This is a genomic window from Streptomyces sp. NPDC005811 (assembly GCF_040630405.1).
Lineage (GTDB): Bacteria > Actinomycetota > Actinomycetes > Streptomycetales > Streptomycetaceae > Streptomyces.
On sequence record NZ_JBEXXK010000071.1, the window covers coordinates 46,467 to 56,089 of the forward strand.

At 73.3% G+C, this 9,623-nt stretch carries 8 protein-coding genes and 1 pseudogene; 5 read left to right on the forward strand and 4 right to left on the reverse strand.

The features are described 5' to 3' along the window. Window positions 1–93 precede the first annotated feature (93 nt). A complete protein-coding gene (locus ABZ490_RS45955) occupies window positions 94–1,704 on the forward strand; it encodes an alpha/beta hydrolase (protein ID WP_359004742.1) in 1,611 nt (536 codons plus the stop codon). A 58-nt stretch (window positions 1,705–1,762) separates the two neighbouring features. Here ABZ490_RS45955 and hemQ read toward each other — a convergent pair whose 3' ends face one another. After that, a complete protein-coding gene (hemQ, locus tag ABZ490_RS45960; RefSeq protein WP_359004745.1) occupies window positions 1,763–2,494 on the reverse strand; it encodes a hydrogen peroxide-dependent heme synthase in 732 nt (243 codons plus the stop codon). Window positions 2,495–2,499: 5 nt separating this feature from the next. Continuing rightward, a complete protein-coding gene (gene hemG / locus ABZ490_RS45965; RefSeq protein ID WP_359004748.1) occupies window positions 2,500–3,954 on the reverse strand; it encodes a protoporphyrinogen oxidase in 1,455 nt (484 codons plus the stop codon). A 158-nt stretch (window positions 3,955–4,112) separates the two neighbouring features. Between hemG and ABZ490_RS45970 the strand changes: the two genes are divergently transcribed. Together ABZ490_RS45970 and ABZ490_RS45975 are read left to right on the forward strand one after the other, a co-directional pair. After that, entirely contained in the window at window positions 4,113–5,006 is an 894-nt protein-coding gene (locus tag ABZ490_RS45970; protein ID WP_359004751.1) for a DUF4349 domain-containing protein, read from the forward strand. Window positions 5,007–5,033: 27 nt separating this feature from the next. After that, window positions 5,034–6,419, forward strand: coding sequence for an FAD-dependent oxidoreductase (locus tag ABZ490_RS45975; RefSeq protein WP_359004753.1), 1,386 nt, complete (start codon window positions 5,034–5,036; stop codon window positions 6,417–6,419). A gap of 81 nt (window positions 6,420–6,500) precedes the next feature. Here the strand turns inward: ABZ490_RS45975 and ABZ490_RS45980 are convergent, their stop codons facing one another. Further along, window positions 6,501–6,770, reverse strand: a complete 270-nt coding sequence (locus tag ABZ490_RS45980) for a hypothetical protein (protein WP_359004756.1) — start codon at window positions 6,768–6,770, stop codon at window positions 6,501–6,503. A 125-nt stretch (window positions 6,771–6,895) separates the two neighbouring features. Between ABZ490_RS45980 and ABZ490_RS45985 the strand changes: the two genes are divergently transcribed. After that, window positions 6,896–7,702 (forward strand): rhomboid family intramembrane serine protease, encoded by an 807-nt coding sequence (locus ABZ490_RS45985; RefSeq protein WP_359004759.1) that lies wholly within the window; start codon window positions 6,896–6,898, stop codon window positions 7,700–7,702. 14 nt (window positions 7,703–7,716) lie between these two features. Here ABZ490_RS45985 and hemE read toward each other — a convergent pair whose 3' ends face one another. Further along, a complete protein-coding gene (hemE, locus tag ABZ490_RS45990; RefSeq protein ID WP_359004762.1) occupies window positions 7,717–8,784 on the reverse strand; it encodes a uroporphyrinogen decarboxylase in 1,068 nt (355 codons plus the stop codon). A gap of 184 nt (window positions 8,785–8,968) precedes the next feature. Here hemE and ABZ490_RS45995 point away from each other — a divergent pair. Beyond that, a pseudogene (locus ABZ490_RS45995) lies at window positions 8,969–9,526 on the forward strand (DUF3000 domain-containing protein); the annotation flags it as partial. Between the last annotated feature and the right edge of the window lie 97 nt (window positions 9,527–9,623).

The window sequence follows — 9,623 nt, forward strand, 5'->3', positions numbered from 1 at the left end:
ATTGGCGCCGACACCCGGGGGCGGTGCTTGCCTTGCCTCACAGCCGTACGAAACATCCCTTCTGTTGCCGCCGCGCACCGAAGGGACACGCGAATGAGAGCCGCCGCGCTCTACTCGGCCATGGGAGCCCTGCTCCTGACCACCCTCTCCGCCGCCCCCGCAGGCGGCCTTCCCACCACCCCGGACGCCCGCGGCTCCGCGCGGGCCGGCGCCGCTCCCGCCGGTGTCGCGCTCGCCGCCGCCCGGGCCGCCGCACGGGGCATCGCCTTCGGTACGTGCTCCGACGCCCAGGATCTGCCCGGCAGCATGGAGTGCGGCACGGTCGGCGTCCCGCTCGACTACGCGCGGCCGAACGGCAAGCAGATCGAACTGACCGTCAGCCGGGTCAGGGCCACCCAGCGGGACCCGCACAACAGCAAGCACCGGGTGCCCCGCAAGGGCGCGCTGGTCTTCAACCCCGGCGGCCCGGGCGGCTCCGGGCTGTACTTCCCGCTGGCCGGCCTGCTCCCGGAGTGGAAGCGCATCGGCGCGGCGTACGACCTCGTCGGCTACGACCCGCGCGGTGTCGGCCGCTCCGCCCCGGTGTCCTGCCAGGACCCCAAGACGTTCTTCAAGGGCCCCTCCCAGGCGCCCGTCCACCCCTCCGAGTCGTACAAGCGGGAGCGGATCGCCGAGGCCAAGGCGTACGCGCGCGGCTGCGCCGAGCGGTCCGGCAGCGGGCTGCGGCACTACAACTCGATCAACAACGCCCGCGACCTGGACGTGCTGCGGGCCGCGCTGGGCGAGAAGCAGCTGAACTTCATGGGGGCGTCGTACGGCAGCTACTTCGGGGCGGTGTACGCCACCCTGTTCCCCTCGCACGTACGGCGGATGGTGTTCGACGCGGCGGTCAACCCGGACCCGGAGCGGATCTGGTACCGCAACAACCTCGACCAGTCGATGGCGTTCGAGAGCCGCTGGACCGACTTCCGGGAGTGGGTCGCGAGGCACGACAAGGTGTACCGGCTGGGCGACACGCCCGAGAAGGTGCTGGCCGGCTATGAGCGGGCCCGGGCCCGGCTGGCCGCGGAGCCGGCCGGCGGGAAGGTCGGACCGGCGCAGCTCCAGAGCGCGTTCCTCCAGGCCGGGTACTACGACGACTACTGGCCGCACCGGGCGCAGGCCCTGTCGGACTATCTGAGGGGAGACCCGAAGGAGCTGATCGCGCAGGCCGGGCCGGTGACCGAGGCCGCGGCCGAGTCGGAGAACTCCGCCGCCGTCTACACGGCCGTGGAGTGCAACGACGGGCCCTGGCCGACGGACTGGAAGGTGTGGGACCGCGACAACACCCGGCTGGCGCGCGTGGCGCCGTTCGAGACCTGGGACAACGTGTGGGCCAACCTGCCCTGCGCGTACTGGCCGGCGGCCCGCCAGAAGCCGGTGGACGTGCGGACCGGGCCCGGTGAGCTGCCGCCCACGCTGATCCTCGCCGCCGAACGGGATGCCGCGGCGCCGTACGACGGGGCGTTGGAGATGCACCGGCGGCTGTCGGGGTCGGTGCTGGTGACCGAGCGGGACTCCGGGACGCACGGGATCGCCGGGGGGCCGAACCAGTGCGTCAACGGGCATCTCGACGCGTATCTGCTTCAGGACCGGGTGCCTTCGCGGCGGGCCGCCTGTGCGGGGCACGTGGAGCCGGCTCCGGTCACTCCTGAGAAGAAGTGAGGTCGTGGGGAACTGCGGGCCGGTCGTGGCCGGTCGCGCAGTTCCCCGCCCCCTCGCGTTACGCCAGTTCCGCCACCAGGTCCGCCACCGACTTGCGGCGGCCCGTGTAGAACGGGACCTCCTCGCGGACGTGCATCCGGGCCTCCGAGGCGCGCAGGTGGCGCATGAGGTCGACGATGCGGTACAGCTCGTCGGCCTCGAAGGCGAGGATCCACTCGTAGTCGCCGAGGGAGAAGGACGCGACCGTGTTGGCGCGGACGTCCGGGTAGCCGCGGGCCATCTTGCCGTGGTCGGCGAGCATCCGGCGGCGGTCCTCGTCGGGCAGCAGGTACCAGTCGTAGCTGCGGACGAAGGGGTAGACGCTCACATAGTCACGGGGCGTCTCGTCGGCGAGGAACGCCGGGATGTGGGAGCGGTTGAACTCGGCGGGGCGGTGCAGCGCCATGTTCGACCAGACCGGCTCCAGGGCGCGGCCCAGCCGGGTGCGGCGGAACAGGTTGTACGCCTCCTGGAGCTGGTCGCTGGTCTCGGCGTGCCACCAGATCATGACGTCGGCGTCGGCGCGCAGGCCGGACACGTCGTACGTGCCGCGGATCGTCACGTCCTTCGCGGCGAGCTGGTCGAACAGCTCCTGGACCTCGTCGGCGTATCCCGTACGGTCCTCGGGCAGCACGTCCTTCAGCTTGAAGACCGACCACAGCGTGTAGCGGATGACCTCGTTGAGGTCCTTGGCCAGCTTGCCCTTGTTCGGGATCCTGCAGGACTCGGTGGTGGGGGCGTCGTCACTCATGGTTCTCATTCTCCTGCTCCGCCGTGCAGACTTTGCACGGGGTGGGCGGTGAGCTCCTGTACGGCGCTCGGATCGCCGTGGATCTGGTCGACGGCCGCGTGGGCGCTCGCGATGCACGCGGGGACGCCGACGCCGTCGTACTGCGCGCCGCACACCGCGAGGCCCGGGAGCTTCGCCACGTGCTCGCGGATGCGGGCCACGCGCGCGTGGTGGCCGACGGGGTACTGGGGCAGGCCGTCCGTCCAGCGGGTGACCCGGGTCCGAAGGGGCGTGGCGGTCAGGCCGGTGGCCTCGCGCAGGTCGTGGCGGGAGACCTCCACCAGGCCGGCGTCGTCGCGGCCGAGGATCTCCGTCTCGCCGTACCGCCCGACGGAGGTGCGCAGCACCAGCACGTCCGGGTCCTCGTCGGCGATCCAGCCCCACTTCTGCGAGGCGAACGTCGACGCCTTGATGGTGCGGCCGTCGACCGGCGGGACGAGGAAGCCGCTGCCCTCGGGCAGGGCGGCCTCGGAGCGGCGGTAGGCGAGGGTGACCAGGGCCATCGAGGCGTACTCGACGGTGCGCAGTTCGGCGGCGGCGGCCGGGGACTCGGCGGCCAGCAGCGCGGCGGCGGCGGGCGCGGGCACGGCGAGGACCACGGCGTCCGCGTGCAGCGCGCGCTCGCCGGTGGTGACCCGCCAGCCGTCCGGCTCGCGGCGCAGGCCGGTGACGGGCACGCGCGTGTGGATCTCGCCGCCCCGCGCCCGGACCGACTCCGCGACCGCGAGGGGCAGCCGGCCCACTCCGCCCTCGATGCCGGTGAACACCGGGCCGGTCTGCTGCTGCGCGGCGGCCCTGGCCTGGATCTCGCGGACGGCCTCGGTGAGCGAGGTGTGGGTGAGCGCGGCCTGGTAGAGCTGGGGTACGGCCGAGCGCATCGAGATGCGGTAGGCGTCCCCGGCGTACACCCCGCCGAGGAGGGGTTCGATCAGGCGGTCGACGACCTCGCGGCCCAGCCGGGCCGCCACGTACTCCCCGACCGCGACGTCCTCGCCGACCTCCGTGCGCGGCAGGTCCGCATCGCGTTCGATGCGGGCGAGTCCCTCGTCGGACAGCACGCCGGACAGGGCCGCCGCGGTGCCGGGGACGCCCATGACATGGCCCTTGGGCATGGGGCGCAGCGCGCCGCGGGTCCAGATCGAGGCGGTGGCGGTGGCGGGCGGCTGCAACAGGTCCGTCAGTCCCGCCTCGCGGGCGAGGGCGACGGCCTCGGGGCGGCGGGCGAGCAGCGACTCGGCGCCGAGGTCCACGCGGACGCCGGCGATCTCGCCGGGCAGCAGCTTGCCGCCGACCCGCCCGGAGGCCTCCAGCACGGTCACCTTCGCCCCGCGCGCCAGCAGCCGGTGGGCGGCGGCCAGGCCTGCGATGCCGGCTCCGATGACGACGACGTGCTGCCCCGCACGCGTACCCGTTGCGCTCATGTCCCCCACTCTCTCAGACCCCACCGACACCGCCGCCAGGGCCGTGTGGCCCCTCCGAGTCCCGACCGTGACCGCTTCGGAACCGATTCCGTCCAACGTCCCGGGCCGCCCCGGCGTCGAAGGAGCGTCAGTCGTCAAAACCCCGGGGGTACGTCCACATGCACGCACGACGATCCGTACGGCCCGTCCACGCCCTGGCCGGCGTCCTGCTCGCCGCCGCGCTCGCGCTCACCGGGTGCAGCGGCGCGAGCGACTCGGGGGGCGACAGCGCGAGCCTCGCCGACAAGGCGGCCGCCGGCGAGGTCGGCCGGTCCGACGCCAAGCCGGGCGCCGGGTCGAGCGGCTCCCAGGCCTCTTCCGCGCCGAAGCTCACCGCGAACCGGATCATCCGCACCGCCTCGCTGAGCGTGCGGGTCAAGGACGTCCCGAAGGCCCTCGACGCGGCCCGGACGACCACCGAGAACGCGGGCGGTTACGTCGGCGACGAGACCACGAACCGGGACGGGGACGGCGCCGAGCGCACCCGGGTCGTGCTGCGCGTGCCCGTCGAGCGGTACGACGAGGTCCTCGCCGACCTCCAGGGCGGGGGCGAGCTGCTGGAGCGCACGGCGAAGGCCCAGGACGTCACCGACCAGGTCGTCGACGTCGACAGCCGCATCGCGTCCCAGCGGGCCAGCGTCGCCCGGGTCCGCGCCCTCATGGACCGGGCCACCAAACTGAGCGATGTGGTCACCCTGGAGGGTGAACTGAGCAGCCGGGAGGCCGACCTGGAGGCGCTGCTCGCCCAGCAGGCGTCCCTGAAGGACCGCACCAGCCTGGCGACGATCACGCTGAGCCTGTCGGAGAAGCCGGCCCCGAAGGCGGCCGAGGACGACGACCCGGGCTTCCTGGACGCGCTGGCGGGCGGCTGGGACGCGTTCGTGAGCGTGCTGCGCTGGATCACCGTGGTCTTCGGCGCGGTGCTGCCGTTCCTCGTGGTGGCCCTGCTGCTCGTCCTGGCCTGGCTGCGGCTGCCGCGCCGCCGGAGGCCGGGCGGGCCCGAGGGGGACTGAAGTCCGCCGCCCCCGTAGCGTGTTCGTATGAGCATGCCTGCGCGGGAACGACTGGTCGTGATCGGCGGGGACGCGGCGGGCATGTCCGCGGCGTCCCAGGCCCGCCGTCTCAAGGGGCCGGAGGAGCTGGAGATCGTCGCCTTCGAGCGCGGCCACTTCACCTCGTACTCCGCGTGCGGGATCCCGTACTGGGTGGGCGGTGATGTCACCGACCGGGACGACCTGATCGCCCGCACCCCCGAGGAGCACCGCGCGCGCGGGATCGACCTGCGGCTGCGCACCGAGGTCACGGAGATCGACGTGCCCGGGCGGCGGGTACGCGCGCGTGACGTCGATTCCGGGGACGCGTCCTGGACGTCGTACGACAAGCTCGTGATCGCGACCGGGGCGCGCCCGGTCCGGCCGGACCTGCCGGGGGTGGACGCCCCGGGCGTGCACGGTGTGCAGACGCTGGACGACGGCCAGGCGCTGCTGGACACGCTGGCCCGCGCGCGGGGGCGGCGGGCCGTGGTCGTCGGCGCGGGCTACATCGGCGTCGAGATGGCCGAGGCGCTCATCAACCGCGGCTACGAGGTGACCGTCGTCAACCGCGGCAGCGAGCCGATGTCCACCCTGGACCCGGACATGGGCCGGCTGGTCCACCGGGCCATGGAGGGCCTCGGCATCACCATGGTCAACGACGCCGAGGTCACCGACCTGCCCACCGGCGGGGACGGCCGGGTGCGGGCGGTGGTCACGAAGGACGCCGAGTACCCGGCGGACGTGGTCGTCCTCGGCATCGGCGTCCGCCCCGAGACCACCCTCGCCGAAGCCGCCGGCCTGCCGCTGGGCGTCCACGGCGGTCTGCTCACCGACCTGGCGATGCGGGTGCGCGGCCACGCCGGCATCTGGGCGGGCGGTGACTGCGTGGAGGTCCTCGACCTGGTCTCCGGGCAGGAGCGGCACATCGCCCTCGGCACCCACGCCAACAAGCACGGCCAGATCATCGGCACCAACGCGGGTGGCGGCTACGCCACCTTCCCCGGTGTCGTCGGCACCGCCGTCAGCAAGGTCTGCGACCTGGAGATCGCCCGCACGGGCCTGCGCGAGAAGGACGCGCGCAGGGTGGGCCTCCAGTACGAGACGGTCACCATCGAGTCCACCAGCCGCGCCGGCTACTACCCCGGCGCCTCCCCCATGACGGTCAAGATGCTGGCGGAACGCCGCACCGGCCGCCTCCTCGGCGTCCAGATCGTCGGCAGGGAGGGCGCGGCCAAGCGGGTCGACATCGCGGCGGTGGCTCTGACGGCCGGGATGACGGTGGAACAGATGACGGCCCTGGACCTGGGCTACGCCCCACCGTTCTCACCGGTGTGGGACCCGGTCCTGGTGGCGGCCCGCAAGGCTGCGACGAAGGTGAGAACAACTCCCTAGGGGCGCGGGGGCCCTGTCGATTTGCGGCTCCGCCGCGGGCGCGACCAGCCCCCACGCACCCGCACCCGAAAACGCTCCCGCTTACGCGGTACCGAGCCGCGGCAACGCGGAAACCGGCGCCGCCGCAGCCACCTGCTCCGCCGGCTTCGCATGCGCAGCCGCCGCAGGCCGCGACCGCAGCCGATGCGACACGGCCTCGTCAAGCGTCACCGGCCGCTGCATCTGCGAGGCGAGCCGCCCGGCCTCCTGGCCGAGCCGGGCCACGTCCTCCCAGGGCAGCCGGATGACCAGGGCGATCTCCGCCTCACCGTCGGGCGTGGCGTGCATCGCGGGGGTAACTCGGTCGTTCATCGTCTGTTCCTCACGTCGTCCCCGCGGTCCGCCTTCCCCGGGCCGCGGGCGGTTGCCGGTTCATACGCGGCCACCGCGGACCGCGTTCACCGATTCGGCGAACGGATCGGGGGCAGTACTTCCTTGTGGTCATCCCCGTCCATGACGTGAATCCGGTGCGCCGCACGCCCGTGGTGACGTACGCGTTGATCGCGGCGAACGTGCTGGTCTTCTGGTTCATGCCGGGCCTGTCGGGCTCCGTGGCCGGCGACAGCGCCCTGGCGCAGACCTGCCATCTGCACGCCTTCCTGGAGCACTACGCGGCCGTGCCGCGCGAGTTGATCCACGATCAGCTCCCGCAGCTCGTCCCGACGGGCGGCGTCCGCGGCGGCGGCTGCGCGCTGGGCCCGCCGGACTACGTCAAGTCGCCGGTGCTGAGCGTGTTCACGGCGATGTTCCTGCACGGCGGCTGGCTGCATCTGCTGGGCAACATGCTGTTCCTGCTGATCTTCGGGAACAACATCGAGGACCGCATGGGCCACGTCCGCTTCGCGCTGTTCTACGTCGCGTGCGGCTATGCGGCGTCGTACGGCTTCGCGCTGCTGAACGCGGACTCCACCGATCCGCTGATCGGCGCGTCCGGGGCGATCGCGGGGGTGCTCGGCGCGTATCTGGTGCTGTATCCGAGGGCCAGGGTGTGGGTGCTGGTGCCGTTCCTGGTCTTCCTGCCGCTGCGGCTGCCGGCCTGGCTGGTGCTGGGCTTCTGGTTCGGGCTCCAGGCGGTGTACTCCTCAGGCGAGGGGGTCTCCGAGGCGGGCACGGTGGCGTACGCGGCGCATGTCGTCGGCTTCCTGACGGGCATGCTGCTGGCCTGGCCGCTCAAGCCGGGCACCCCGCCGCCCCCGGAGCCGCGCGGACTGCTGTTCGGACGGCGGGCGCGGCCCGGGTGGTGAGGTGCGTACGCGGCTCAGCGGGCCGTCTGGGTGTGGACGTACTCCACGAGCCGGGTGAGCGCGTCCGGGTCGGTGGACGGCATCACACCGTGGCCGAGGTTGAAGACATGGCCCTCCAGGCCGGCGGCCGAGTCGAGGACCTCGCGGGCCTTGGTCTCGACGGCCTCGGTGCCGGCGAACAGGACGGTCGGGTCGAGGTTGCCCTGGAGCGCCTTGCCGGGGCCGACCCGGCGGACGGCCTCGTCCAGCGGGACGCGCCAGTCGACGCCGACGACGTCCGCGCCGGCCTCGCCCATGAGGTTCAGCAGCTCACCGGTGCCGACGCCGAAGTGGATGCGCGGGACGCCGTAGGACTCGACGGCGCGGAAGACCTTCGCGGAGGCGGGCAGCACGGAGCGGCGGTAGTCGGCGGGGGCGAGGGCGCCGGCCCAGGAGTCGAAGAGCTGGACGGCGCTCGCGCCCGCCTCGATCTGGACCTTCAGGAACGCCGACGTGATCTCGGCGAGACGGTCGAGCAGGTCGGCCCAGAGCTCCGGGTCGCCGTACATCATCGCCTTGGCGTTCTCGTACGTGCGCGACGGGCCGCCCTCGACGAGGTAGCTAGCGAGGGTGAACGGCGCGCCCGCGAAACCGATCAGCGGGGTGGCGCCGAGTTCGGCGGTGAGCAGCCCGATGGCCTCGGTGACGTAGGAGACGTCGTCGGGGGTGAGGTCACGGAGCTGGGCGAGGTCGGCGCGGGTGCGGATCGGGCGCTCGACGACCGGGCCGACACCGGGCTTGATGTCGAGGTCGATGCCGATGGCCTTGAGCGGGATCACGATGTCGCTGAAGTAGATCGCCGCGTCCACGTCGTGCCGGCGGACCGGCTGGAGGGTGATCTCGGTGACCAGGTCGGGCCGCATGCAGGACTCGAGCATCGGGACGCCCTCGCGGACCTTGCGGTACTCCGGCAGCGAGCGGCCCGCCTGGCGCATGAACCACACGGGGGTGTGCGGCACGGGCTCGCGCCTGCACGCCTTCAGGAAGGGGCTGTCGTACGTCGCTGTCGGCTGCCGGCCCGCGGGGCTCTCGTTCGCGCTCACGACGGCAAGTCTCGCACGGCGCCGGAGCGGGTGGCGCCGCCCCCACCGCCGCCCGCCGTGCCTCCGAGACACCCGTTCGGCCCTTGCGGGCGGGGGGCGTGTTCGCCCAGCGCGCAGCCGCCCGCGCGTCCCGCGCGGGTGTCTTGCCCTGCGCGAGGCCGTCGTTCCCCTTAATCTTCCCCGCATGGCTGCGGCTCAGGGACGACTGTCGGACGGCGCTGGCGGGATGGACGAGGCGAACGAGGGGGAGCGCGATGGGAGCAGGTCGGCACCGCTGCCGTTCCGGGCCGCCGTCGACGCGCTGAGGGCGGCGCGGCTGCGGCCGCAGATCGAGGTCGACCCGACCCCGGCGCCCAAGCGGCTCGCCCCGTACGCGTACGCCCTGGAGGCGACCGTCGTGGACGGCGAGCAGGATCTCGCCGACGGGCGGCTGGTGCTGCTGCACGACCCGGACGGGCACGACGCCTGGCGCGGGACGTTCCGGCTGGTGACGCTGGTGCGGGCCGAGCTGGAGCCGGAGATGGCGGCCGACCCGCTGCTGCCGGAGGTGTGCTGGTCCTGGCTGACCGGTGCGCTCCAGGCGCGCGGTCTCGCGTACGGCGAGCCGAGCGGGACGGTCACCCGGGCGAGCTCGCACTACTTCGGCGGTCTCGCGGAGCGGCCGGCGAACTCGCAGATCGAGATCCGCGCCTCCTGGACCCCGCGCGAGGGTCTGGGCGGGGTCCCGGACACGGCGGCCCACCACCCACAGCACCGGATAGCAGTCCCACGCGAGGAAGCCCGGCGGGGCCCAGTGGGGCGCCAGGTCGGAGGTGAAGGCCGCGGATCTCCCCGCCCCG